28 protein-coding genes are annotated in these 23,640 nt (G+C 70.6%); 8 read left to right on the top strand and 20 right to left on the bottom strand.

All coding sequences use genetic code 11. The features are described 5' to 3' along the window. Positions 1-126: 126 nt before the first annotated feature. From ABD716_RS08395 to ABD716_RS08385, 3 genes are read right to left on the bottom strand one after another with little or no spacing between them, the layout of a single operon-like run. Entirely contained in the window at positions 127-1,038 is a 912-nt protein-coding gene (locus tag ABD716_RS08395; protein ID WP_344775777.1) for a DUF6188 family protein, read from the bottom strand. Then, the gene (locus ABD716_RS08390) at positions 1,035-2,072 is read right to left on the bottom strand and encodes a hypothetical protein (protein WP_344775775.1); all 1,038 of its coding nucleotides are present in this window, start codon (positions 2,070-2,072) and stop codon (positions 1,035-1,037) included. Before ABD716_RS08390 ends, ABD716_RS08395 begins: the two co-directional genes overlap by 4 nt. Beyond that, a complete protein-coding gene (locus ABD716_RS08385; protein WP_344775773.1) occupies positions 2,069-2,359 on the bottom strand; it encodes a hypothetical protein in 291 nt (96 codons plus the stop codon). The genes ABD716_RS08390 and ABD716_RS08385 overlap by 4 nt, the downstream gene beginning before the upstream one ends. A gap of 119 nt (positions 2,360-2,478) precedes the next feature. On the opposite strand from ABD716_RS08385, the gene ABD716_RS08380 reads away from it, so the two are divergent. Together ABD716_RS08380 and ABD716_RS08375 are read left to right on the top strand one after the other, a co-directional pair. Further along, a complete protein-coding gene (locus tag ABD716_RS08380) occupies positions 2,479-3,510 on the top strand; it encodes a serine hydrolase domain-containing protein (RefSeq protein WP_344775771.1) in 1,032 nt (343 codons plus the stop codon). A gap of 108 nt (positions 3,511-3,618) precedes the next feature. Continuing rightward, a complete protein-coding gene (locus ABD716_RS08375; protein WP_344775769.1) occupies positions 3,619-3,849 on the top strand; it encodes a hypothetical protein in 231 nt (76 codons plus the stop codon). Here the strand turns inward: ABD716_RS08375 and ABD716_RS08370 are convergent. Next, a complete protein-coding gene (locus ABD716_RS08370) occupies positions 3,827-4,117 on the bottom strand; it encodes a DUF1905 domain-containing protein (RefSeq protein WP_344775767.1) in 291 nt (96 codons plus the stop codon). The genes ABD716_RS08375 and ABD716_RS08370 overlap by 23 nt on opposite strands. A gap of 26 nt (positions 4,118-4,143) precedes the next feature. Then, a complete protein-coding gene (locus ABD716_RS08365; protein ID WP_344775765.1) occupies positions 4,144-4,746 on the bottom strand; it encodes a TetR/AcrR family transcriptional regulator in 603 nt (200 codons plus the stop codon). Positions 4,747-4,836: 90 nt separating this feature from the next. On the opposite strand from ABD716_RS08365, the gene ABD716_RS08360 reads away from it, so the two are divergent. Next, positions 4,837-5,727 (top strand): oxidoreductase, encoded by an 891-nt coding sequence (locus ABD716_RS08360; RefSeq protein ID WP_344775763.1) that lies wholly within the window; start codon positions 4,837-4,839, stop codon positions 5,725-5,727. Positions 5,728-5,889: 162 nt separating this feature from the next. On the opposite strand, the gene ABD716_RS08355 is transcribed toward ABD716_RS08360, so the two are convergent. Continuing rightward, on the bottom strand, positions 5,890-6,234 hold the full coding sequence (locus tag ABD716_RS08355; RefSeq protein WP_344775761.1) for a hypothetical protein: 345 nt from the start codon (positions 6,232-6,234) through the stop codon (positions 5,890-5,892). Between the two features lie 66 nt (positions 6,235-6,300). On the opposite strand from ABD716_RS08355, the gene ABD716_RS08350 reads away from it, so the two are divergent. Then, on the top strand, positions 6,301-6,630 hold the full coding sequence (locus ABD716_RS08350) for a GNAT family N-acetyltransferase (RefSeq protein ID WP_344775759.1): 330 nt from the start codon (positions 6,301-6,303) through the stop codon (positions 6,628-6,630). A 9-nt stretch (positions 6,631-6,639) separates the two neighbouring features. Here the strand turns inward: ABD716_RS08350 and ABD716_RS08345 are convergent, their stop codons facing one another. Further along, complete coding sequence (locus tag ABD716_RS08345; protein WP_344775757.1) at positions 6,640-6,879, bottom strand: hypothetical protein; 240 nt, start codon at positions 6,877-6,879, stop codon at positions 6,640-6,642. An 83-nt stretch (positions 6,880-6,962) separates the two neighbouring features. On the opposite strand from ABD716_RS08345, the gene ABD716_RS08340 reads away from it, so the two are divergent. From ABD716_RS08340 to ABD716_RS08330, 3 genes are read left to right on the top strand one after another with little or no spacing between them, the layout of a single operon-like run. Next, positions 6,963-8,234, top strand: coding sequence for an aspartate aminotransferase type Ic (locus ABD716_RS08340; RefSeq protein ID WP_344775755.1), 1,272 nt, complete (start codon positions 6,963-6,965; stop codon positions 8,232-8,234). A gap of 36 nt (positions 8,235-8,270) precedes the next feature. Further along, entirely contained in the window at positions 8,271-9,086 is an 816-nt protein-coding gene (locus ABD716_RS08335; protein ID WP_344775753.1) for an ABC transporter ATP-binding protein, read from the top strand. A gap of 9 nt (positions 9,087-9,095) precedes the next feature. After that, on the top strand, positions 9,096-10,490 hold the full coding sequence (locus ABD716_RS08330) for an MFS transporter (RefSeq protein ID WP_344775751.1): 1,395 nt from the start codon (positions 9,096-9,098) through the stop codon (positions 10,488-10,490). 65 nt (positions 10,491-10,555) lie between these two features. On the opposite strand, the gene crcB is transcribed toward ABD716_RS08330, so the two are convergent. From crcB to ABD716_RS08275, 11 genes are all read right to left on the bottom strand, one after another. Beyond that, positions 10,556-10,927 (bottom strand): fluoride efflux transporter CrcB, encoded by a 372-nt coding sequence (gene crcB, locus ABD716_RS08325; RefSeq protein ID WP_344775749.1) that lies wholly within the window; start codon positions 10,925-10,927, stop codon positions 10,556-10,558. After that, a complete protein-coding gene (locus ABD716_RS08320) occupies positions 10,924-11,481 on the bottom strand; it encodes a fluoride efflux transporter FluC (RefSeq protein ID WP_344775747.1) in 558 nt (185 codons plus the stop codon). The genes crcB and ABD716_RS08320 overlap by 4 nt, the downstream gene beginning before the upstream one ends. Then, a complete protein-coding gene (locus ABD716_RS08315; protein ID WP_344775745.1) occupies positions 11,474-12,070 on the bottom strand; it encodes a universal stress protein in 597 nt (198 codons plus the stop codon). The genes ABD716_RS08320 and ABD716_RS08315 overlap by 8 nt, the downstream gene beginning before the upstream one ends. 10 nt (positions 12,071-12,080) lie before the next feature. Continuing rightward, positions 12,081-12,788 carry an HAD hydrolase-like protein gene (locus ABD716_RS08310; RefSeq protein WP_344775743.1) on the bottom strand — a complete coding sequence of 236 codons (708 nt, stop codon included), beginning with the start codon at positions 12,786-12,788 and terminating at the stop codon, positions 12,081-12,083. Positions 12,789-12,852: 64 nt separating this feature from the next. Beyond that, positions 12,853-13,266, bottom strand: coding sequence for an SseB family protein (locus ABD716_RS08305; RefSeq protein ID WP_344775741.1), 414 nt, complete (start codon positions 13,264-13,266; stop codon positions 12,853-12,855). Positions 13,267-13,339: 73 nt separating this feature from the next. Continuing rightward, positions 13,340-14,338, bottom strand: a complete 999-nt coding sequence (locus tag ABD716_RS08300; protein ID WP_344775739.1) for a glycine betaine ABC transporter substrate-binding protein — start codon at positions 14,336-14,338, stop codon at positions 13,340-13,342. After that, complete coding sequence (locus ABD716_RS08295) at positions 14,335-15,126, bottom strand: ABC transporter permease (RefSeq protein ID WP_344775737.1); 792 nt, start codon at positions 15,124-15,126, stop codon at positions 14,335-14,337. Before ABD716_RS08295 ends, ABD716_RS08300 begins: the two co-directional genes overlap by 4 nt. Then, on the bottom strand, positions 15,123-16,349 hold the full coding sequence (locus tag ABD716_RS08290) for an ATP-binding cassette domain-containing protein (protein ID WP_344775735.1): 1,227 nt from the start codon (positions 16,347-16,349) through the stop codon (positions 15,123-15,125). The genes ABD716_RS08295 and ABD716_RS08290 overlap by 4 nt, the downstream gene beginning before the upstream one ends. Further along, entirely contained in the window at positions 16,336-16,986 is a 651-nt protein-coding gene (locus ABD716_RS08285) for an ABC transporter permease (RefSeq protein WP_344775733.1), read from the bottom strand. Before ABD716_RS08285 ends, ABD716_RS08290 begins: the two co-directional genes overlap by 14 nt. A gap of 218 nt (positions 16,987-17,204) precedes the next feature. Further along, positions 17,205-17,900 carry an endonuclease NucS gene (nucS, locus tag ABD716_RS08280; RefSeq protein ID WP_344775731.1) on the bottom strand — a complete coding sequence of 232 codons (696 nt, stop codon included), beginning with the start codon at positions 17,898-17,900 and terminating at the stop codon, positions 17,205-17,207. Between the two features lie 185 nt (positions 17,901-18,085). Next, the gene (locus tag ABD716_RS08275) at positions 18,086-19,447 is read right to left on the bottom strand and encodes an MFS transporter (protein WP_344775729.1); all 1,362 of its coding nucleotides are present in this window, start codon (positions 19,445-19,447) and stop codon (positions 18,086-18,088) included. Positions 19,448-19,598: 151 nt separating this feature from the next. Between ABD716_RS08275 and ABD716_RS08270 the strand changes: the two genes are divergently transcribed. Further along, positions 19,599-20,696: a LacI family DNA-binding transcriptional regulator gene (locus ABD716_RS08270; RefSeq protein ID WP_344775727.1), complete on the top strand. Its 1,098-nt coding sequence runs from the start codon at positions 19,599-19,601 to the stop codon at positions 20,694-20,696. 101 nt (positions 20,697-20,797) lie between these two features. On the opposite strand, the gene ABD716_RS08265 is transcribed toward ABD716_RS08270, so the two are convergent. Continuing rightward, complete coding sequence (locus ABD716_RS08265; protein WP_344775725.1) at positions 20,798-22,183, bottom strand: glucose-6-phosphate dehydrogenase; 1,386 nt, start codon at positions 22,181-22,183, stop codon at positions 20,798-20,800. A gap of 82 nt (positions 22,184-22,265) precedes the next feature. Next, a complete protein-coding gene (locus ABD716_RS08260; protein ID WP_344775724.1) occupies positions 22,266-23,618 on the bottom strand; it encodes an MATE family efflux transporter in 1,353 nt (450 codons plus the stop codon). Positions 23,619-23,640 lie beyond the last annotated feature (22 nt).

The following is a 23,640-nucleotide window of genomic DNA, read 5'->3' as shown; positions in this document are numbered from 1 at the left end:
AGGACCCCTCCCACGGGGGACAGGTGCCTGACTGCCCCCTGCTGTGCGGCCATTCTCCAGCGGACCACCGACATCCTTCGGCGCGGAGCGGGCGTTTCGCCGCCTCGGGCAAGTCGCCACCGCCGCTCAGTCGGTGCGGTCGGTCTTCTTCGGCCCGCCGACGAGAAACGTCGGGTATGTGCCCTTCGGGCCCCCGTACCAGAAGACGCCGCCGTCGGACGCGCTCCAGTACTGGCGTCCGTTCTTGTGGCGGGCCATGAAGTGCCCCTGGCCCTTTGCGGCCGCGGCCCACGTGAGTCGCTTGCCGTCGGTGAACGAGACGTCGAGTTCGCTCGTCTCGGCAGTAAGCGCGGCGGTCTCGATCTGACTGTCGATGAGTAGCTCGAGCACTTCGCCGGTGTGCGGGTCGGATGCCGTGAGCTTCGGATCGAAACGATGGGGCTCACCCGTCTCATCGGTGATGGTGAACGGGCCGGCGAGGAAGATGGTTCCTGTCCAGGTCTCAAGCTGCACACTCTCGGCGTGCACCGTCACGCCGTAGACGCGGTCGGATATTTCGAGATCGACGACGCGGGGGGCGCTGCCCTCGTACCAGGCGACCTCTTCGGGGGCAGCTTCGTCAGCCGCGCTCGACTCGCTGTCCGCAGGGAACCATGTAAGCCTGTTGGTGGTGAGGCAGACGTACGTGCGGTCGTCGCGGTTGCGCGCCTGCCACTCTTCGTACGGCGAATCAGTCGGCTCATAGTGCAGCTTCAAGCCGCTGTCGAACTCGACATCGAGCACCGACGTCTCGGTGTCGGCGACGGCCGTGACGACATGGGCCTCCGCGAGAGATTCGATCAGCCTGGCCGTGTCCGGATGGCGACCTGCTGAGTCGGTGTCGTACTCCGACGTCGAGCCATCCGGCCAGGCCAGATCCCAGACGCCGGACACTTCCAGGTAGGTCCCGCCTTCCCCGAACCAGAGCCGGATGCTGCCGGGCTGAAATGCGATCGTCCAGACATCCGCTCCGTCAAAGCCGAGATTCTTGGTCGTCACTTGGCCCACCCCTTAGGAGTAGGGAAACTTCCGTCTGCATTGCGCACGACGTGTGCCGCGTCGGACGTGGGTTTCACTGTGCGCCCGCTGAGGTCGATGACTTGCCCGTTCTTGTTTGTGAACTGCACGTAGCCGTTCGGGTATCGATCGTCATGACCCGGCTCTGCGACGCGCTGTGAGCGCTCGCTGCCCGGCTCCTTGTAGACCCAACCCTCATCGTTCCACGCCCGTTCTTTCGTCCAGTCCGGCTTGGTTCCGAGCATGTCGCCCGGCTCTTCGTCGCCCCTCACCTTGTCACCGGTGAACGGCTGGTCGCCTGGTTTATCCCCAGACAGGTGTTGTTGGCAGCCGGGCCCGTGCTCCCACGGATTGCAGGGCGTCCACGGCGTGATGCGCACTTTGTCGATGCCTCTGCGAGGCTTCCGGTTGCTCTGGTCGTGCGGACGGGAGGCGACTTCGTCGGTCGAGCCGCCCATCGACAGCACCAGCGAGAGCACGCCGAGCAGGCCGGCCGCACCTGCGGCGGCTGCCGCGCCCGCCCCCTCGACGAGCGCGCTGAAAGCGGGCAGGCTGGCCGTGGGGGCGATCGGTGCGACGAGGCTTGCGGCACTCAGCCGGCTCGGCTCCGTCCACCCCTGGGGCGCCGGGCACGGCAGGTCCACCGAACCGGCCTCGCCGCCGCGGATCGCTGCGATCGTCGCGGCAAGCGACGCCGACGCGGCGTCGACGCCGACCGCCCAGCTCGGGTCGTCGGGGTTCGCCGCCGCCTGATACGACAGCTCGCGCAGCGGCTGCACCTCGGCGAGCAGCGCCGCGTGCAAGGCATCGGCCGCCGCGAGCAGGCCGCTTGAGAGCTGATGCGCCGGGCCGACATAGCGCCCGACGGCCAGCTGCGTGCCGGGGGAGTCGAGCGCCGCCGGCAGCAGCTTCCACGCCGCCTCGGCGTCGGCCGCGGCATCCTCGAGTCGCCCGACCGCCAGCCGGTAGTCGGCCGCTGCGGCAGCAAGCGGGCCGACGTCGACGAGCGTGCTCACGAGAGCGCCCCGGCGACGAGCAGATCGTCGTGCTCGAGCTCGTCCGCCGCCTCGTCGAGCGCGTCGGCGACCTGGCCGATGTGACCGCAGATCGCCGCCCCACTGCCCGTGCGCGCGGACCAGTACTGCGCGAGTGCCGCGTGCACGTCGGGGTAGCGCGCCGCCCGGGCAAGCAGCTCGTCGAACGCCAGCACGGCGGCCTGCTCGGCCTCACTCGCCGCAGCCGCTGCCGACCGCAGCCGGCTCACCAGGCCGGCGACCGTCGGGGCATCCATTCGCGTCGTCATGGCAGGCGACGTTAGGGACGCGCCGCGGCGCACGAACCGCGCCGATGGCCGAATTGGGGAGAGATCGGATGCTTGGCCGGCTGTGCTGGGCAAGAGGAGTCCGGCGCTAGCCTTCCCGCGTGGGTTGGGATGACGTGGCTCGTGTCGCCGCCGAGCGTGGTGGTGCCTCGTCGATCATCGTCATGCGCGGCGACGAGGTCGTCTTCGAGCAGCTGGTCGGTGCGCAGCCGAGCGACCTCTTCTACACCTTCAGCGTCAGCAAGCCCTTCACCGCGCTCGCCGTGCACCTGCTGGCGCAGCGCGGCCGGCTCGAGCTGGACGCACCGGTGGCCGACTACTGGCCGGAATATGCCAGCAACGGAAAGTCAGCCGTCACGGTGCGGCACGTGCTCACCCATCGCAGTGGAGCGCCCTATTCGGCCGGCGGGATGCTCGGCGATGCGCTGCGCATGGCCGACTGGCGGGCATCCGTTCAGGCGGCCGAGGAGGCGGCGCTGCGCTACCCGCCTGGCCGCGTCGTCGCCTATGAAGTGCTGAGCTTCGGCTTCACGCTGGGCGAGCTCGTGCGGCGCGTCGACGGGCGCGTCGTCGACCGGTTCATCGACGACGAGCTCGTGCGGCCGCTCGGCCTCGGCGACACTCACCTCGCCCTGGCGCGAGAGGCGTGGGAACGCCATGTGCCGCTTCGGGCGGGGCATCCCGTGGAATATATACGTGAAGCGGCATTCAACCGGCGCACCGTGCGCGAGGCGGTGATCCCGGCCGCAGGAGTCCAGACGACCGCGCGCGACCTCGCGCACTTCTACCGCGCGCTGCTGCGGGGCGGAGACGGCGTGCTGCCGCCCGAGACGATCGCCGACGCGCGGGCCGTGTCGGCCGAAGGCGAGATCGACCGTGTCATCGGCCACACCATGCGCTGGGGGACAGGATTCCAGCTCGGCTTCCCCGGCCAGGTGCGGCCGATGGGGACGCACGCGAACGAGAGCATGTTCGGGCACAACGGCAGCGCCGTCTGCAACGCGTGGGCAGACCCGCAGACCGATACGGTGATGGTCTGGCTGAACAGCGTGATCCTGCCGCGGAAGAGCGGACTCGCCCACATCTCGCGCCTCTCAGACGTCGTGATCGACGCGCTGGCCTCGACCCTCTGACGTAGGCAGCCAGCAGCTCGGCAGCGCGGCCGCCACGAATGTCAGTGGTCGCTCCTAGCCTCGAATGGTGGGCAGAGCGCCACGTTCGGTCAAGGTTTGGAGGGGCCGATGTCGCACAACATCATATCGCCCGCCGAAGAGCTCGAGTACGCCGATGTGATCCTCGAGCTGCGCGAGCGGGCGAAATACGAAAAGCAGAAGCACGCCAACGAACACTGGCATCAGGTTGCCGAGCGGGTCGCGCACGCATTCGGCGCAGGCGATCCGGATGCCGGTGCCAGGGGTGCTCGGTCGGGGTTCGTCGCCCCGCCGGCGTCTATCGCACGACCACGAGGGTGACCTCGACCGGCGAGCCCGCAACGAGCGAGTTGCGGGCTCGCACCTCTTTCTTGATCGGCAGCACGAAGGTGCCCCGCTTGTCGTCGGGGAACACCGACGTACGCCAGGTCACGTGGCCGACCGTCGCCTCGACCTTCACCGAGCCGAAGCCGCCCGGAATCAGAGGCAACGCCGTGATCTCGTCGCTCACCGCGGGCGGCAGATCGACGAAGAACCAGTTGTCGCGGGCCGACCACTCGTAGAGCTCGGACGTGAACTCGTAGGCCATGAGGGTGAGCGTAGTGAGGGCTTCCGCTACTCGGCACCCGAGGAGGTCGCTGGCGCCGCGAGCACCGCAGCCACCGCGCGGACGATCTGCGCGCGGATGCGCGCGTGGTCGAGACCGGGCGCGCCGTAGGGGAAGGCCGGCACCCACGCGGTCGCAAGTGACATGACGAAGGTGATGAGGAACTCGGCATCCCAGGCATCCGTCAGTTCGCCCGCCTGCTGGGCCGCGCGCAGGGCGGCCGCCTTCGCTCCGGCGCCCTCGCCGTGGGCCGCAGGGTCTGGCGTGTCGGGGTCGAGCTTGGTCCACGCCGTGAGCCGGATGACCTCGGGGTTGGCCATCACGAAGTCGAAGGTGCGCCCCGCGAACTCCGCGAGGTCGGCGGGGGTCAGCGGGTTCTGCTCCGAGACGATGCGCAGCCGCCGGCGCAGCGTCTCGTCGAAGAGGCCCTCTTTGCTGTCGAAGTAGATGTAGATCAGGTTCTTGTTGCAGCCGGCGGCCTTCGCGATGCGGTCGACGCGGGCGCCGGCGAAGCCGTAGGTCGAGAACTCGGCGAACGCGGACTCGAGGATGCGCTGACGGGTCGCTTCTGCGCGGCCGGCGGCCGCGGGCGATTGCTCGGGTTCAGGCATCCGTTCACCTCTCTTCTCAGCTCATCGTATTTCTTGACTAAATGGTTAGTCCCGATCTAGTCTCTGACTAACCGGATAGTTAGGAAACACATGAGCATCGCTGGCGGAACCCTCACCCTCGCCCCTGACCTCACCATCACGCGCATGGGCTACGGCGCCATGCAGCTTCCGGGCCCCGGCGTCTGGGGCCCACCACGCGACCGCGACGAGGCGATCGCGGTGCTGCGCGCCGCCGTCGACGCCGGAGTCACGCACATCGACACGGCCGCCTTCTACGGGTACAACGTGTCGAACGACCTCATCCGCGAGGCGCTCCACCCGTACCCCGCGGGCTTGCACATCGTCACGAAGGTCGGCGCCTCCCGCGGGCCGGACGGCGCCTGGAACATGGACCGCAGCCCCGAGAGCCTCGTCGCCCAGGTGCACGACAATCTCGAGCACCTGGGGCTCGAGACGATCGACGTCGTGAACCTGCGCATGGGCTCGCCCGAGGCCACCGTCGAAGAGTCCATCGCCGACCAGGTCGGCGCACTCGTCGAACTGCAGCAGCAGGGCAAGATCCGTCACCTCGGGCTGAGCCAGGTGACCGACGCGCAGCTCAGCGAGGCGCTGTCGATCGCGCCGATCGTGACCGTGCAGTCGCTCTACAACCTGGTGCGGCGCGGCGACGAGCCGATTCTGCGGCGCACCGCCGAACTCGGCATCGCCTACGTTCCCTACTTCCCGCTCGGCGGCTTCACTCCGCTGCAGTCGGGTGTGCTCGCCGAGGTGGCCGAGCGGCTCGAGGCGTCGCCCCAGCAGGTCGCGCTCGCGTGGCTGCTGCAGCGCTCGCCGAACATCGCGCTGATCCCGGGCACATCCCGTCGCGTGCATCTCGCCGAGAACATCGCGGCCGCCGCGCTCGAGCTGCCGGCGGATGCCGTCGCCGAGCTCGACGCGATCGAGTCGCTCACCGAGCCGCCGCAGGCCGCGACGCACTAAACGCGTGCGACGCACGGGGGTTGCACATGGCTCTTTTCGTGTCTGTCCGAATTGTCCAAGATGTCCAACTCGCGGCATTTCGCACAAGCGTGATCTGAGAGACGTGTGGGGGCAGCGCCGTGCGCGCCGGCGCGGGAACACACCGCTGCCTCGAGCTCGCGCTCACCTGAGACCGTCTTCGATGGCGCGGTACGACTCGCCGAGAATCTCGTCCTCTTCCTCGGTCCACTCCTCCATCGGCTTGAGGAAGATCTGCTTCTTGCGCTGCCTCAGTGCGTCGACGCGCTCCCAGACGGGCAGTGAGTGGTCCAGCCACGGGTATCGCGGCGGGGCGGCGGCCTCGGCTGCCGCCTCGGCGAGGATGCCCGTGAGCTTCTGGGACAACTTCGCGTCGACGATGAGGACGCGTGCGCGACCGTGAAAGGTGACCGCGATGGGCTCGTGCAGCGCGTCGTCCATCACCCGCGCCCAGTTGTCGCGGACGTAGCTCGACGAGACGCTCTTCATGGCCCGAGACGGTACCGGTGGCATCCACGAGCCCGCGCGCGCTGTCCACAGACGTAGGCTCGCCGCATGAGCGACGAGAACGTCACGGTGCGCGACACCGGCTCGACGTATGTGATCACGAGTGACGACGTGGATGCCGGCTTCCTCGAGTACCTCGACCAGGGCGCGCGCCGTGTGTTCCTGCATACAGAGGTGAGCCCCGAGTTCGGCGGTCGCGGCCTCGCCGGGCAGCTCGTGCGCGCCGCGCTCGATGACGTGCGGGCGCAGGGGAAGCGGCTCGTCAACTTCTGCCCCTACGTGACCAAGTTCCTCGACAAGAACCACGAATGGGACGAGCTCATCGACAGCCCGACACCGGCCGTGCTGGACGCGGTGCGCGAGCGCTCGGGTTCCTAGGCCGCGACCTCAGCTCTCGTCGGTGTCGGTGTCGGTGTCGGGGTCGCGCCGCTCGGGGTCCTCGTCGAGCTCCGCGGCGCTGCCCGGTGGCATCCCCCTCGGGAACTCGTCGGGAAGCGTGTCGTCGTCGGCATCCTTCGTCGTCTCGTCCTTGGCCTCATCGATCTCGCCGTCGAGCTCGTCCAGTTCGTCGGCGTCGTCGTCGAGTTCCTCTGGGTCGTAGGGGCGCGGGTCGTCCTGATCAGTCATGACCGGCTCGTACCCGTGCGGGCCCGCCCCCACACGGACCGCGCACGGGCATCCGCCAGGCGACGCGCCGGTACGATCTCCGTGTGAGCACCGCGCCCGTCACCCTGCCCGACCGTCTCGCCGAGTTCCAGTCGGCGTACGACGAGTTGAAAGCACGCGGCCTGCGGCTCGATCTCACGCGTGGCAAGCCCGCCGCCGACCAGCTCGCCCTCTCCGACGCGCTGCTCACACTGCCGGGCGCGGGGTCATACACGGATGCCGCAGGAACCGACCTGCGCAACTACGGCGGCGCCTCCGGCCTTCCCGAGCTGCGCGCGCTGTTCTCCGACGCGCTGCGGGTGCCCGTGCCGCAGCTGCTCGCGCTCGGCAACTCGTCACTGACGCTCATGCACGACGTGCTCGCGTTCGCGATGCTGCACGGCGTACCGGGGTCAGAACGGCCGTGGGGTCGTGAGGAGACGGTCTCGTTCCTGTGCCCCGTGCCCGGCTACGACCGCCACTTCGCCATCACCGAAGCGCTCGGGGTGCGCATGATCCCGGTGCCGCTGAACGACGACGGCCCCGACATCGCGGCGGTCAAGGCGGCGCTCGAGCTCGACCCGACCATCAAGGGCATCTGGTGCGTGCCGGTGTACTCGAACCCGACGGGCGCCGTGTACTCGGAAGAGGTCGCGCGCGAGCTCGTCTCGCTCACGGCCGGCGACGACTTCCGCATCATGTGGGACAACGCCTATGCGGTGCACCACATCACCGACTGGCGACCCGAACCGATCGACGTCCTGCGGCTCGCGGCAGAGGCGGGGAATCCGGATCGCGTGTTCGTGTTCGCGTCGACCTCGAAGGTGACGTACGCGGGTGCGGGCGTCGGATTCCTGGGCTCCTCGCCCGACAACATCGCGTGGTTCTCGCACTGGGCGTCGTTCCAGTCGATCGGCCCCGACAAGCTCAACCAGCTGCGCCACGTCGAGCTGCTGCAGTCGCCAGAGGGCGTCGCCGCGCACATGGAGAAGCACCGCGCTCTGATCGCGCCGAAGTTCGCCGCCGTGCAGGAGGTGTTCGGGCGCCGGCTCGCGCCGTTCGGCGTCGGCAGCTGGACCGACCCGAAGGGCGGCTACTTCGTCACACTGACCGTTTCGCCCGGTGTCGCCAAGCGCGCGATCGCGCTCGCCGCGGAGGCGGGCATCGCGATCACACCGGCCGGCTCGACGCACCCGTACCTCGACGACCCCGAGGACGCCGTCATCCGCATCGCCCCCACCTTCCCCACCATCGACGACCTGAACGCGGGTCTCGAGGGGTTCTGCACGGCGCTGCTGCTCGCCGAGGCCGAGAAGGCGTCAGCCTCAGCGGCGTGAGAGTGCCGATCGAAACGATTCGGTAGCGTAGGCGGGGTGAGCCCCGCCCCTGTCCTCTCCGCCGTCGGTGTCGACTTCGTTCGGGACGGCCGGGCGATTCTCGACCACATCGATCTCGAGGTCGAGCGGGGTCAGCACTGGGCCTTGATCGGCGCGAACGGTGCGGGGAAGTCGACGCTGCTGTCGATGCTCGGCGCCCACCAGCACCCCACCCGCGGCACCGTCGAGGTGCTCGGGAAGCGGCTCGGCCGCGTCGACCTGCGCGAGCTGCGCACCCTCATCGGCCACGTGAACCCCCGGCATCAGCTGCTCAGCCCGCTGACCGCGCGTGAGGTCGTGCTCACCGGCGGCACGGGCGGCACCGAGCTGCCGATGCGCTGGGCGCCGAGCGATGCCGAGGTCGAGCGCGCCGACTATCTGCTCGAGCTGCTCGGCATGGGCGCGCTCGCGGACGCGCGGTGGCCGAACCTCTCACAGGGGGAGCGCGGCCGCACCCTCATCGCCCGGGCGCTGCAGGCAGACCCCCATGTGCTGCTGCTCGACGAGCCGTCGACGGGCCTCGACATCGCGGCGCGCGAGCAGCTGCTCGACAGGATCGACCAGCTGCGCGAGCAGCACCCCGACCTGGCATCCGTGCTCGTCACGCACCACCTCGAAGAGCTGCCCGCCTCGACGACGCACGCCATGCTGCTGCGGGCCGGGAAGGTGGTGGCCCAGGGGCCGGCGGACGAGGTGCTGACCACCGAGCTCGTGTCGAAGACGCTCGACTACCCGGTGACGATCTCGCGGCACGACGGCCGCTGGGCCGTGCGAACGCGCCGGGCCACCGCTGATATTCCCGCCGAGGCATAGAAGAGCGTTATGGCGCCGAGTGCGAGCTTCAACCGCGGCCTGGCGCTGCTCGTCGCCGTCACGGCATTCATGGAGTTCCTCGACGGCACCGTGATCCAGACGGCTGCGCCCGCGATCGCCCGAGACTTCGGAGTGCGCGCGACCGACATCAATGTCGCGATGACGGCCTATCTGCTGGCCCTGGCGGTCTGCATTCCCGCGACCGGTTGGCTCGCCGACCGCTTCGGCACGCGCCGGGTGTATCTCACGGCGATCGTGGTCTTCGGGGCGGCATCCGCCCTGTGCGCGCTCTCGCCCGACCTGTTCTGGCTGTGCGTCTTCCGCGTGCTGCAGGGCATCGGCGGTGCGATGATGGTGCCGGTCGGGCGACTGGCGGTCCTGCGCTCGGTTGAGCCGCGCGACCTGCTCGATGCGATGGCGTATCTCACCTGGCCCGCGCTGCTCGCCCCGGTGATCGCCCCGGCCGTCGGCGGCGTGCTCGCCGACACGGTCGGCTGGCGCTGGATCTTCATCATCAACGTGCCGATCGGCATCGCGACCCTGATCGCCGCTGTGCTGCTGGTGCCGCGCGCGGACGAGCTGCGGCCGGTGCCGCTCGACTGGTCGGGCCTCGTGCTGATCGCCCTCGCGCTGGCCGGCCTGGTCATGGCCGGCGAACTCGTGGGCGAGACCCGCACCGACTGGCTCGCGGTCGCCGTCGCGCTGGCTGTGGCCGCCGTGAGCGGATGCCTGTTCTGGTGGCGGCTGCGCCGTGCGCGGCACCCCGTGCTCGACTTCTCCGCCCTGCGCATCGACACATTCCGCGCGGGGAATGCAGGGGGCGGGGTCTATCGGCTCATGATCGGGGCGGTGCCGTTCCTCGTGACCCTGCTCTTCCAGTCCGGCTTGGGGTGGTCGGCGGCGCAGGCCGGGCTCATCGTGATCGCGCTATTCGTCGGCAACATCGGCATCAAGCCGGCGACCACGCCGCTTATCAAGCGATTCGGCTTCCGCACCGTGATCGTCGGGTCGAACATCATCGGCGCCGCGATCCTGGTGCTGCTCGCGTTCGTCGACCCGTCGACGCCCATCGCGGTCACCGTCGTGCTGCTCGTCGCGAGCGGCGCCTTCCGGTCGATCGGCTTCAGCGGCTACAACACCATCCAGTTCGTCGATGTGCCGCCGGCGGCGACGAACGGGGCGAACACGCTCGCCTCGACGATGCAGCAGGTGGCGGCGGGGCTCGGCATCGCGGTCGCGGCGCTGCTCGTGCGCCTGGGCGGGGCGCTCGCGGCATCCATCACTCACGACGGCGACTGGCTCGGCTATCGCTGGGCCTTCGTCGGTGCCGCCGCGCTGCTGCTCATTCCTCTGTTCGAGGCGCTGGCGCTGCCCCGCGAGGCGGGCACCCGGGCGACGGCGTGACGGCGTGACCGCGTGACCGCATGACGGCGTGACCGCAGGCCGTGCGGCTCAGCCGGCCCGGCGACTCAGAACAGGGTCCCCAGGAAGACGCCGAGCACCGCGGCACCCAGCCCGAGCAGCAGCATCGCGATGCCGTTCACCGCGGCCGCGCCCCAGCGCCGCTGCTGCAGCAGGCGCACCGTCTCGATCATGGCCGTCGAGAAGGTCGTGTAGCCGCCGAGGAAGCCCGTGCCGAGCACGACGCGCACATCGGTCGGCTCGGCGCCGACGAGCACCAGCCCCGTGAGGAAGCCGAGCAGCAGCGACCCCGACACGTTGATGACGAAGGTGCCGGCGGGAACCAGCGACGCGACCCGCGAGCGGATCACGCCGTCGAGCACGAAGCGCGCCACGGCCCCCACGCCGCCCGCGACGGCGACGAGCAGAGAGACGATCACCGGAGGTCTCCCTCGGTGGCATCCGAGTCGGTACGCGCCCGCGGCGCGTCGGCGAGCGGGCCGCGGTCCTCGGGCTCGGCGAGATGCAGGATCTGCGTCGACGTGACCGTCGAGTGCGAGCTGCCGGGTGCCGCCGCGGGCACCTCGAACACGTTCGCGGCCACCCACACCCCGGCCGCGGCGGCGGCGAGGCCGAGCAGCAGTGTGGCGACGGCGTAGACGCCGCCCGTGACGTAGTGGCCGTTCTCGGTCAGCAGCACGGTCTCGACGCAGAGGGAGCTGTAGGTCGTGAACCCGCCCAGGAAGCCGGGCGCGAAGAAGAGGCGCGCGCGCTGCCGCCAGCCGACGTCGTTGCCGCCACGCAGCAGCCCCTCGAGCAGCATGCCGAGCGCGAAGGCGCCGACGAGGTTGACGAGGAAGGTCGGCAGGGGGAATCCCGGCCCGAGAGCGGGGACGACCAGGCTGAGCAGATAGCGGGCGAGGGTCCCGAGGGCGCCGCCGACGAAGACGAGCAGCACGGGCAGGGGGCGCGTGTGCAGGGGTGAGCTAGGCATGACCCTCGCCGAAGAGCACATCGCTGGGGTCGGGGACGTCGGCCCCGGCATCCGCATCGATCTCGCCGCCCGACTCTGCAACGGCGGCCGTGGGCAGCGGCGAGCGGTCGTGCAGCGGCACGACCAGCACGGGCACGGGCTGGCGCCGGGCGAGCCGTGAGGCGACCGGGCCGGCGAGCAGCAGCGAGAGCGACGCGCGCACCCCGGGCTGACGGGTGCCGACGACGATGAGGCGGGCGCCGCGGTCGACCGCGAAGCGCGAGAGCGCCGTGACCGGGTCACCCGCGAGAGTGTGGTGCGTGACCGTCACGTTCGCCGCGGCGGCGCGTGCCACGACGCGGGCCGAGATCTCGGTCAGCGCGGGCTGCAGCTTCTCGCCCTGCGGCTCGTTGTGGTCGAAGGCGGCAACGGGCGCCGTGACGACCGACCCGTCGGGGGCTTCGCCTATCGGCACGCGGCTCTCGTCGACGTAGACGCACATGAGGCGCGCGCCGAGGTCGTGCGCGATCGAGACGGCCTCGTCGAGCACGCGATCGGGCGTGCCGACGGCGAGACCGACCACCACGGGGCCGGAGCGAGGGGTGCCCACGTGCGGAATGCTACGCCGCGACCGCCTGGCCGAGCAGCAGCGAGCGCAGCTGGTCGACGGAGTGCACGACCGCCATGGCGCCCTTCGCCTCGGCCGGCGAGCCGTAGCCCCACTCGACCAGGATCACAGGCACGTCGTTCGCGGTGGCGCCCTCGACGTCGTAGAAGCGGTCGCCGACCATCACGGGCCGCGAGGTGTCGACGCCGAGCTTCTCGAGCTCGGCGAGGGTGTAGGCGATCACCTCGGCCTTCTCGGCGCGCGAGTCGTCGTCTGCCGCGCCGCCGATGAAGGTCAGGTACTGCGAGAGGCCGAAGTGGTCGAGGATGCGCGTGGCGCGCGAGGTCGGCTTGCTGGTCGCGGTGGCGACGGGAATGCCGTCGGCGTGCAGAGAGGCGAGCAGGCCCGCGATGCCGGGGAACACGGCGTTGTCGGTGAGATCGGATTCCTCGGCGAAGGCGCGGTACACGGTGAGGGCGTGCTCGGCCTCTGCCTCGGTGAAGTCCTCACGGGCGCGCAGCGTGCTGACGAGGGGCGGGCCGACGTATGCCATCAGCTCGTCTTCGCTGTGGACGGGGCGGCCGATGGCGTCGAACATTCGCCGCAGCGAGCTCGTGATGCCGGGCGCGGAGTCGGTCAGGGTGCCGTCGAGGTCGAAGAGCACGCAGCTCCAGCTGCGCGTGACCTCTGAGCCCATGGCCGCGGTTTCATGGATTGACATAGCCCGACAAGTGTAGACGGGGCATTCCGAACGGCCGGGGTCGGCCCGTGCGCCCGGCGCGGGTTCAGGATGCCAGCGCGCGCAGCACGTGCTCGCGGGCGACGATGCCGCCGGGCCGGCGCGGGTCGAACTGCACGGCGACGAAGTCGGCGGTCTCGATGAAGCCGAGCGCCTGACGGCCCGGGACGATGATGCCGTTCACCTTCGTGCCGCCGAGGCCCGCGGCATCCGCGGTCGCCTTCAGCTCTTTCATCGACGAGAACAGGGGAAGCACCTGCTGGCCGTCCGTCGTCTGCAGCGTGCGCAGGCGCAGGTCCTGCGGCGAGGGCGAGCCGGTGACATCGACGGTCAGGCCGCCGCGCAGCGCGGCGTCGAGCAGCGCGGCGAGCGTGTCTTCGCCGGGGCTCTCGACGAGCTTGTCGAGCGCCCGCGCGACCGCGCGGTTCTCGTAGGACTGGGGGAAGGCCGGCGCGCGCACGTGTGCCAGGCTAACGGGGCAAGCCGAACGGGCGCTCGTCGGGGCCGACCGCCGCGCGGCCGGCCCCGACGGGTCACTTCGTGAGGAACCCTTCCTTCACGAGCCAGTCGGAGGCGACCTGGCCAGGGTCCTGCCCCAGCACGTCGACCTTGCGGTTCAGCGAGACCAGCACGTCGTTGGTGAGCTTCGGCGAGAGCCGGTTCAGCACCGTTGCGATCTGCGGGTACTTCTTGAGCGTCTGCGTGTTGACAACGGGCGAGCCGTTGTATGCGGGGAAGAAGTGCTTGTCGTCGGTGAGCACCTTGAGGTGCAGCGAGCCGATGCGGCCGTCGGTCGTGAACACCTCGCCGAAGTTGCACTTGCCCTGTGCGGTCGCGGTGTAGACGGTGCCCGTATCGAGGACGCTCACGTTCTTGGCGGGAACGCGGTTCGCGCCGGAGCCACCGAGTTCGAGACCGTACTTCTCCAGCATCGGGCGGAAGCCGTCGGGCCGCGAGTTGAACTCGGACTCGACGCAGAAGGTGCGCTCATCGACGGGAAGCGTGGCGATGTCGGAGAGCGAGGTGACCCCGAGCTTCGTCGCTCCGGCCGAGGTCGACGCGAGCGCGTAGGTGTCGTTCATCGGCGTGACCGGCAGCCACGTCAGCCCGTTCGCCGCGTCCGCCCTGCGCACCGCCTCGTACTGCTCGTTCTGGTCCGCGATGCCGGTCGTCTTGCCGAGGTACGTGAGCCACGCCGTGCCGGTGTAGTCGTACTCGACGTCGGCATCGCCCGCCAGCATCAGCTGGCGAACGGCCTGGCTGCCCGGAACGTTGGTCTCATCGGTCACGTGGAACCCGGCGGCGGTCAGCGCGAGCACGGCGATCTTACCGAGCAGGATCTGCTCGGTGAAGTTCTTCGACGTCACGATGACGGATGCATCGGCGGGCAGCCCCTTGACGGGCTTGATCGACCCCGAGTGCACCTCAGGCACGAATGAGGCGGCCGGCTGCAGGCCGCAGCCCGCCAGGGCGAGCACAGCCGAAATGGCGACGGATGCCGCGACGGCGGCGCGGCGGAGGGGGTGGTTCATCGGGTCAGTCCTTTCGGCTGTGCCAGGTGCTCGACGACGCGGCCGAGCCAGTCCACGAGCAGCGCGAGCAGAGCGATCAGCAGGGCGCCGGAGATCAGCACCCGGGGAAGGAAGAGGTTCACGCCGGTCGTGATCAGCAGCCCCAGGCCGCCGCCGCCGATGAACGTTGCGAGCGCGGCCGAGCCCGCGAGCAGCACGAGCGCGGTGCGCACTCCGGCGAGCATGACGGGCACCGCGAGCGGCAGCTCGATGCGCAGCAGGGCGCCGAAGTTGCTCATGCCCATGCCGCGCGCCGCCTCCACGAGACCCCGGTCGACGCTCTGGATGCCGATCATGGTGTTGCGCAGCACGGGGAGCGCCGCGTAGATGACGAGCGCGACGACCGCCGTCCAGAACGAGAACCCGAGCCAGAACGCGAGCAGCACGACGAGCCCGATGGCAGGGGCGGCCTGCCCGATGTTGGCGAGCGCGAGGATCACGCCGCTCGCCCTGTTGAGCGGCCGCCTGGTCAGCAGCACGGCGAGGGGGATCATCACGACGACGACGATCGCCGCAGAGATGAACGTCAGGCCGAGGTGCTGCCACGAGTAGCCGAGCAGGTCGGCGGGGTTCAGGGTGGCACGCTCGGTCGCGGAGAGGTCGGCGGTGGCGAGCCAGACGCCGTAGGCGAGCAGCACGACGACGATCGCCGCGGGCTGGATGAGCAGTCCGCGCCAGGTGCGCGCGCCGCCCACCTGCTCGGTCGTGACGATGGTCTGTGCGTCAGCGGGCGCGGCGACGGCCGTCACGACGGGTCCCCGCTCACCACGGCGATCGCCTCGGTGTTGAGGCCGATCGGGGCGTCCTCGGCGACTTCCGCCGCCGACTCGCGGGCCCTCGTGATGGCATCCATGATCACCTCGACCGTGATGACGCCGGCGAACTCGCCGCGGCGCCCCGTCACGATCGCCGCGCCCGCGCTCGAGACGAGCATCGTGTCGAGCGCGTCCTGCAGTGAGGCGGTCGGCGCGACCACGGGCATCTCGTCGTCGCGCTCGGCAGGCAGGAGGTCCATGCGCGACAGCCGTCGCAGCGAGGGCCAGCGCAGCGGGCGACGCTGGCCGTCGAGGACCACCGCGTGGTTGTGACCGGCCTCTCGGGCGCGCTTCAGCAGCTCGGCCGCCGGCGTCCCCGCGGCTCCCGTGACGGCATCCGCCAGCTCGACGTCGCGCACGCGGGTGAGCGTGAGCTGCTTGAGCCCGGCGCCCGAGCCGATGAAGTTCTCGACGAACTCGTCGGCGGGGTCCGCGAGGATGCGCTCGGGGGTGTCGTACTGCACGATCCGGCCGCCCTCGCGGAAGACGACGATCCAGTCGCCGAGCTTGACCGCCTCGTCGAAGTCGTGGGTCACGATCACGATCGTTTTCTGCAGCTCCTCCTGGATGCGCAGCAGCTCCTCCTGCAGTCGCTGGCGGGTGATCGGGTCGACGGCTCCGAAGGGCTCGTCCATGATCAGCACAGGCGGGTCGGCCGCGAGGGCGCGCGCGACGCCGATGCGCTGCTGCTGGCCGCCCGAGAGCTCGCGCGGGAAGCGGTGCCGGTAGGTGTTCGGGTCGAGCGACACGAGTTCGAGCAGCTCGTCGACGCGGGCGGCGATGCGCTCCTTCGACCAGCCGAGCAGCTTGGGCACGGTGGCGATGTTCTGGGCGACCGTCTGGTGCGGGAACAGCGCAGCGCCCTGCACGACGTAGCCGATGCGGCGGCGCAGCTCGTCGCCGCTGATCGAGGTGACGTCCTCGTCGCCCAGCACGATCCGGCCCTCGGTCGGCTCGATCAGGCGGTTGATCATCTTCAGGGTCGTCGTCTTGCCGCAGCCGGACGGCCCGACGAGCATCACGATCTTGCCGGCCGGGATCTCAAGGGTCAGGCCGTCGACGGCCGCCTTCGCCTGCCCGGGGTACCTCTTGGTCACCTGGTCGAGCAGGATGCTGCGGCCGGAGACCTCGGTGGTGGAAGCGTTACTGGTTGACACGGATACCTCGCGAGATGGTGAGTCGGCCGAGGCCGACGAGGAGCAGATCGAGAATCAGGGCGAGCACGATGACGCCGACGACGCCGACGACCACCGACTCGAGGGAGTTCGCGCCGCCGAGGCGCGACAGGCCCGAGAAGATGAAGCTGCCGAGCCCGGGCCCCAGCGCATAGGCCGTGACGGCCGCGACGCCCATGACCATCTGGGCCGAGACGCGCAGACCGGTGAGAATGACGGGCCAGGCGAGTGGCAGCTCGATGGACAGCATGACCCGGGCGCGGCTCATGCCCATGCCGCGTGCCGACTCGACGACACTGCGGTCGACCTCGCCGAGGCCGACGATCGCATTGCGCAGCACGGGGAGCGCCGCGAAGAACGTGACCACGGTGACCGACGGCGCGACGCCGAAGCCCATCGGCGCGATCAGCAGGCCGATGAGCGCGAACGACGGGATGGTGAGCCCCACGGCCGAGACGCCGTTCGCCAGCGCGCGCAGCCAGGGAACGCGGTAGACCGCGAAGGCGATGGCGAGGGCGATCACCAAGGCGAGCACGAGGCACTGGGCGACGAGCCAGAGATGCTGCCACGCAGAGAACGAGATCTGCGGCAGACGGTCGATCACATAGGACCAGAACACAGGAGAAGGACTCTCGTTGTTTCACGTCCGGGTCGGGGCGCGCACGGCGGGACCTCAAGCGGGTGGAACAGCACCACGAGGAGCCCGCACCGACACAGCCATCCGGGCCGCATCCGCGCCGCCACACCATACGCCCACCTGTCGGGAACAGGTGGCCGCGAACTGGGCGGAGGCCGCAAGCGGCCGCCACCAAGCTATCAAAGAGCTGAGCGGGGTCCTCAGAACAGGGTCGGCACGCCCGAGTCGACGCCCTTCATCGCCTCGTAGTCGAGCACGACGCAGCGGATGCCGCGGTCCTCGGCGAGCGTGCGCGCCTGCGGCTTGATCTCCTGCGCGGCGAACACGCCCGTCACCGGGGCGAGGTGAGGGTCGCGGTTCATCAGCTCGAGGTAGCGGGTCAGCTGCTCGACGCCGTCGATGTCGCCGCGGCGCTTCAACTCCACCGCGACCGATCGGCCCGAGGCATCCCTCGCCAAGATGTCGACCGGCCCGATCGCCGTCATGTACTCGCGACGCACCAGCGTGTGCCCGTCGCCCAGCAGTTCGATCTGCTCGGCGAGCAGCTTCTGCAGGTGTGCCTCGACGCCGTCTTTCACGAGCCCCGGGTCGACGCCGAGCTCATGCGCGCTGTCGTGCTGCACCTCGTGGATCGCGACGATCAGCTTGTCGTCGGTCTTGGTCGCGCTGACCGTCCACACCTGGGTGACGCCGGCGGATGCCTGCTCTTCGGTCGGCTCGCCGTAGGAGATCGTGCACGGCGGGCTCATCCAGTTCAGCGGCTTGTACGAGCCGCCGTCGGAGTGCACCAGCAGCGAGCCGTCGGCCTTCACCATGAGCAGGCGCGTCGCGAGCGGCAGGTGCGCCGACAGGCGCCCGGCGTAGTCGACGGAGCACTTCGCGATCACCAAACGCACCCGTCGAGTTTACGAGAGCGCTTGAGCGTCGGTGGCCCGGGCCACTCCGTACCCGGCCGTAAGTCACCAATTCGGCGCAGCCGGCCGCCCGGCGCGGCGTGTCGAGCCTCGCCGCGCCGTATCGGTGACCTGCGGCGCCGGCGGAGCGGCCGATTCGTCGAATCGGCGCCCCGTGAGGCCGCGGCTCAGCCGTTCTGCTCGGCGGCGTTCGGCGCGGAGAGCGGCGACGTCGAGGCATCCGCCCGGCCCGTGCCGGCCTCGTAGCTGCGCTGCCGCAGCGCGGGCGCGCACAGGAACGCCGCGACGACGAGCGCGAGCACGACGTAGAGCGCGTGCAGGATGCCGATGTGGTCGGCCAGGAAGCCGATGACGGGCGGCCCGCCGAGGAACGCGAGGTAGCCGATCATCGCGACGGCCGCCACGCGGGTGGTCGCGTTCCGCTCGTCGTCGGCGGCGGCCGACATGCCGAGCGGGAAGCCGAGCGAGGCACCGAGGCCCCACAGCACGGCGCCTGTGACGAACACGGCGGGCTCGCCGCCGATGATGAACAGCAGCAGGCCGATGACGCCGAGGCCCGCGGTGATGCGGATCGCCCATACCCGGCCGAGCCGGTCGACGACCGGGCCGCCGGCGATGCGGCCCAGCGTCATCGCGACGAGGAACACGTCGAGCACGAGCGCCCCCGCGGCCTTCGTCGTGCCGTGGTCGTCGACGGCGGCGAGGGCGATCCAGTCGTTGGCCGACCCTTCCGCGAACGCCATGCCGAGCATGACGACGCCGATCATCACGAGCGTGACGTCGCGCCACACCACGATGCGCGCGACCACGGAGCGCCGGAAGCGCTGCCCCGTGCTGATCGCGGGGGTGTGAGCGGATGCCTCGGCCGCACCCGCCTCGTCGGGGGACTCGACCCGATCGGGCACGAACCGCACGGCGATCACCGCGACGACGATCAGGACGACGGCGACGAGCGCCAGGTGCAGCCACATCGGAATGTCGGCGGCCGCGGCGCCGGCGCCGGCGAGCGCCCCGAGCACGGTGCCGATCGAGAAGCACGCGTGCATGAGCGGCATGAGGGTGCGCCCGATACGCCGCTCGACGCTGGCGCCCGAGACGTTCATCATCACGTCGACGGCGCCGTTGCCGAGGCCCAGCATCGCGAGCCCGATGACGGTCGCCGGGATGTTGCCCCAGAGCGTCGCACCGAGCCCCGCGAGTGCGAGCCCGAGCGCGCCGAAGACGAGCCCCGTCGCCATGCCCCAGCGCTCGCCGAGCACGTGGCTCGCGGCGGGTGCGACCACGAGGCCGAGGATCGCGCCGATGGAGATGCAGATGATGAGGAGTCCGACCTGGCCGGGGTCGATGTCGAGGGCGTCGCGCGCCGCGGGCAGGCGGGCGGCGAAGCTCGCCAGCAGCACGCCGCTCAGTGCGAAGACCACGAAGACCGCGTTGCGCCAGCTGCGCAATTCAGGGGCGGGGCGAGGGCGCGCGGGGGGTGCGGAGGGCTGGTCGGCGGGGCTGTCGGTGGTGCTCACGGTGTTGCTCACTTGGCTGGTGCTTCGCATGTGAAGCGGTCGGAAGACTTGCTGTGAATTCGGCGCTCGAATCGATTCGAGCGCATGGTCCGGCTAACCTAGCTGAAACCCTGCCCGAAGGGAAGCCAGGGCCCAGCCGCCCGAGAAGGCCGAAGGAGCGTGCGTGACCGCTGTCGACAACTCCGTGGAGCATCGCCCCACGCTCGCCGCGGTTGCGGCGCGCGCCGGCGTCAGCGCCTCCACGGCGTCGCTGGCGTTCAGCGGAACCGGCCCGGTCTCCGACGCGACCCGCGAGCGCGTGCTGCAGGCCGCCCGCGAGTTGAACTACGCGGGCCCCGACCCGCGCGCGCGGTCGCTGCGCCGAGGCCGCAGCGGCATCGTCGGCGTCGTGCTCGAAGAGCGGGTGCGCGACGCATTCCGTGACCCCATCAAGATCGCGACCCTCGACGGCATCTCGGAAGAGCTGGGGTCGATCGACGCCGGCCTGCTGGTGCTCACCGAGGTGGCGGGCGAAGCCGAGGGCGACGAGAAGAACCCGGTCACGCTGAGCGACGCGCCCATCGACGGCGCCGTGCTGATGGGCTGCAGCCCCCGGTTCGAGGAGTCCATCGCCACGCTGCGCGCCCGCGGCGTTCCCGTCGTGGCGATCGAGGGCAACCCGGGCGACGACGACATCGTCATGATCCTGCAGGATAACCGCGAGGCGACCCGCAGGGGCGCCGAGCACCTCAAGGCCCTCGGCCACACGCGGGTCGCGATCGTCGCGCTCTCGCTCGACCGCGACCACCGGCGGGCGCTTGTGACCCCTGAGCGGATCGCCGCCGGCACGAGCGCGACGACGCTCGAGCGCCTCGCGGGCGCCCGCGACGTCTTCCCGGATGCGCCGGCGTACACGGGGGCGGGCTCGTACGTCGAGGAGGGGCGACTGGCCGCTCTCGAGCTGCTTTCGGGCGAGGCATCCGACCGCCCCACCGCGATCATCGCGCAGAGCGACCTGCTCGCCGCCGGCGTGATCCGCGCGGCGGAAGAGCTCGGCATCGCCGTGCCGGAGCAGCTCTCGGTGATCGGCTTCGACGGGGTGAAGGTCGACGGGCTGTGGCCCTACGACCTGACGACGCTGGTGCAGCCCGCTGCCGAGAAAGGCCGCGCGGCCGGGCGGGCGGTCAAGGCGATGCTCGCCGGCAACGACGTCGCGTCGCGCCTGTTCACGGCCGAGTTCCACGAGGGGAACACGACGGCGCCGGTGCCGGTGGTCGAGTAGCGCGAAGCGCGTATCGAGACCCGTTCCTGCGAGGAGAGGGTCTGGCTGCGATACGCCCGGATTCGCGCGGGCTACTCGGCCCGGCGGATACGGTGAGCGACCTACTCGACCAGCGGCGTCTTCCATGGCCCGCTCGACCCGGCCCTGTACTCGTCGAGGGGCACCTTGCCCTTCTTCCAAGCAGTGAGCACCGGGTCGACGAGCCGCCAGCACTCCTCCGCCGTGTCACCGCGCACGGCGAGCATGGGGTCGCCCTCGAGCACCCCGGCGAGCACCTCGCCATAGGCCGGCAGCTGGCCGGGGTTGAGTTCGGCGCGCAGTTCGACGTGGTCGATCGTGTACGGGTCGCCCGGCCCGTTCACGTCGAGCTCGAGCGTCATCTCGAGTGTCTTGAGGTCGAGGCGCAGCCGGTTCGGCCGGTCGGAGCCGCGGATGCGCTCGGGCACGTGCGCCGGGGGACGGAACGTGAAGACGATCTCGTGCCGCGGCGCGCCGAGCGCCTTTCCGCTGCGCAGCGTGAACGGCACGCCGGCCCAGCGGTTGCTGCGCACCTCGACCGTCAGCTCGGCGAGCGTCTCGGTCTCGTTCTTCGGGTCGACCCCCTCTTCGTCCACATACGACGGCAGTGTGCGGCCGTCGATGGTGCCGGCGGTATAGCGCCCGCGACGGGATGCCGCGGCCGGGTCATCCGCCCACAGCCGGGTCGCGCGCAGCGCGAGCGCCTTGAGATCGCGCACGTCGGTCGCCTCCAGGGCGGCAGGCGGCTCCATCGCCACGACGGCGAGCGTCTGCAGCAGGTGGCTCTGGATCATGTCGACCAGCGCGCCCGCGTGGTCGTAGTAGCGGGCGCGGCCCTCGAGCCCGAGCGTCTCGTCGAAGACGATGTCGACCGACGCGACGTGGGTGTTGTTGAGCAGCGGCTCGATGATGCGGTTCGCGAAGCGCGTGCCGAGGATGTTGAGCACCCCGCTCGTGCCGAGGAAATGGTCGACGCGGAAGACGTGGTCCTCGGGCACGAGGGTCGCGAGCTTCTGGTTGAGGGTGTGAGCGGATGCCTCATCGACGCCGAACGGCTTCTCCAGCGCCAGCCGGGTTCCCTCGGGCAGCAGCCCGACCAGGGCGTCGCAGGCTTTCGCGGTGATCGCCGGGGGCAGCGCGAAGTAGATGGCGGGCGGGTTCTCGCACGCGGCCAGCAGCCTCTTCAGGTCGGCGGGCTTCGTGACGTCGGCGGTGAGATAGCTCGTGCGCTTGAGGAGATCGGTGACCGCGCGGCCCTTCGCGCTGCCCGCCGTCATCGCCGTCGTGACGCGGCCCTTCCACTCGGCATCCGTATACGTCTCGACGCCCGCGCCGATGAGCTGCACGCGCCGCTCGGGCTGCACCGTGAGCAGGCCGCCGAGGCCGGGCATGAGCAGGCGCGAGGCGAGATCGCCACTCGCGCCCAGGATCAGCAGCGTCGCGGATTCGGTCGTGTCAGCTTTGGCCACGCTGCTGACGGTACCCGCGTGCGCCCCGGTCGTCACAGAGTCGGCTCATTCGCGCCGATGGGCCGCGTTCGTGACGACCCGGCTAGGCACCCGTGACCAGCCAGCGCGGCGAGCGGGCGCGCAGGCCGAGGGTGAGCGCGCGGGCGCCGAGATAGATGAAGGCGAAGGATGCCGCGAGCAGCGCGAACCCCAGCCAGGAGGGCAGCCCCGACCCAGGCACGAGCACTGCGACCAGCACGGCGCACGGCACGAAGCACGAGAGGTTGAGCAGCCCCGTGAGCGCGAGGTAGCGGGCGTCGCCGGCGCCGATCAGCACCCCGTCGAGCACGAACACGAAGCCGTCGAGCGGTGCGGCGACCGCGATCAGCGCCACCCCGACGGGCAGCACGGCGAGCACATGCGGGTCGCTCGTGAAGGCGCGCCCGAGCCAGGGCGAGAGCACGAGCACGACGGCGCCGAGCACGACCCCCGCCCCGATGCCCCATTGCAGGCAGCGCCGAAGCACCGCCCGCACACGGTCGACATCTGAGGCCCCGAGCCCGTGCCCGATCAGCGCCTGCGCCGCGATCGCGAGCGCGTCGAGCGCGAAGGCGAGCGTGTTGAACACCGTCATGACGAGCTGCCACCCCGCGAGCTCGACCGAGCCGAGCCGGGTCGCCGCCCAGGTCGCGAGCAGCAGCGCCGCGCGCAGGGCGGCGGTCCTGATGAGCAGCCACCACCCGGCGCCCGCGACGCCGAGCACCCCGCGCGCGTGCGGCCTGAGCGACGCGTGCTCGGCACGCGCCCGCCGCACGATCACCACCACGTACGCCGCCACCATGCCCCACTGCGCCACGTCGGTGCCGACGGCCGAGCCGACGACCCCGAGGTGCAGGCCGTAGATGAAGAATCCGTTCAGCCCCGCGTTGGCGATGAAGCCCGCGACCGCGACGGCGAGCGGCGTGCGCGTGTCCTGCAGGCCGCGCAGCAGGCCCGTCGCGGCGTACACGATGAGCATGGCGGGCAGCCCGATCATGGCGACGCGCAGATAGGCGGATGCCTGCTGCGTGACCTCGGACGCGGCGGAGAACAGGCCGACGAGGTACGGCGCGGCGAGGAATCCGATCGCCCCCAGCGCGACCCCGAGGGCCGTCGCGAGCCACGTGCCGTCGACGCCGAGCGAGATGGCGCCCGCGCGGTCGCCCGCGCCGAGCCGGCGCGCGACGGCGGGAGTCGTGCCGTAGGCGAGGAACACCATGAGGCCGACGACCGTCTGCAGCACGGCGCTCGCGAGGCCGAGCCCGGCGAGCGGCACACGGCCGAGGTGGCCGACGAGCGCACTGTCGACGAGCAGGAAGACCGGCTCGGCCACGAGCGCGCCGAGGGCGGGCACCGCGAGCGCGAGGATCTCGCGGTCGGTCGTGCTCGCGCCGGGCGTCGGCTTTATCAAGGGCATCGCTAGATCTTTTCAGGGTCGG

Origin of the sequence: Gryllotalpicola kribbensis, assembly GCF_039538245.1 — a bacterium.
In the GTDB taxonomy this organism is placed as follows: Bacteria; Actinomycetota; Actinomycetes; order Actinomycetales; family Microbacteriaceae; genus Gryllotalpicola; species Gryllotalpicola kribbensis.
This window is presented reverse-complemented; position numbering and strand designations above follow the sequence as displayed.